Below are 544 nucleotides of genomic sequence, written 5' to 3'. Positions count from 1 at the left end.
GTGTGGTGACCGATAAGATCGGACAACTCCAATCGACCGTGCGCAGTAATTTGCTGAACAGGCCAATTCAATCGAGAAGCAACTTGGCAAATTAGCGAGGTCTTACCGCATCCAGTGGGGCCTGTAATATACAAACCGTCACCGTCTGGGTGAGACAAGAACGCCAATACGTCACGTAAGTCTTCTTTTCTAAAAACATACTCGTCCTTGCGAACGGGAATGTTTGGATGGGTAGTGTCGGCACTAAATCCTTCCAGAACGAAAGCATCAGGAGCCGGGACATTAAACGCTTGATTCACTTGAACCAAAAATGGGGATTGTTCTGTCATGGTAAACCTCATTAGTTTTAACGAGGCCCCATGCCCCAACAGGGAATGAAGTCCCCGTCGGGTGGTGTGTTGATTGTGGTATGGCTGTGTATGTAAGAGTTCAGCTCGCTCTATCATTCGTACCCAGCATTGGCTACGAGTGAAACTGCTTTCTGATGCACTCGATGTAAGCGCATGAGAAAGGAGCCGAAATCGGCTCCAAGTGAACGTTAAAA

1 protein-coding gene is annotated in these 544 nt (G+C 47.8%); it reads right to left on the bottom strand.

Going from position 1 to position 544, the window contains the following annotated elements:
• A partial coding sequence (locus R7Z49_RS27060) for an AAA family ATPase (protein WP_318112754.1) occupies window positions 1-329 on the bottom strand: 329 nt, incomplete at its 3' end.
• Window positions 330-544 lie beyond the last annotated feature (215 nt).

The sequence above is a fragment of the Vibrio sp. 1562 genome, assembly GCF_033340155.1.
Classification (GTDB): Bacteria; Pseudomonadota; Gammaproteobacteria; order Enterobacterales; family Vibrionaceae; genus Vibrio; species Vibrio alginolyticus.
This window is presented reverse-complemented; position numbering and strand designations above follow the sequence as displayed.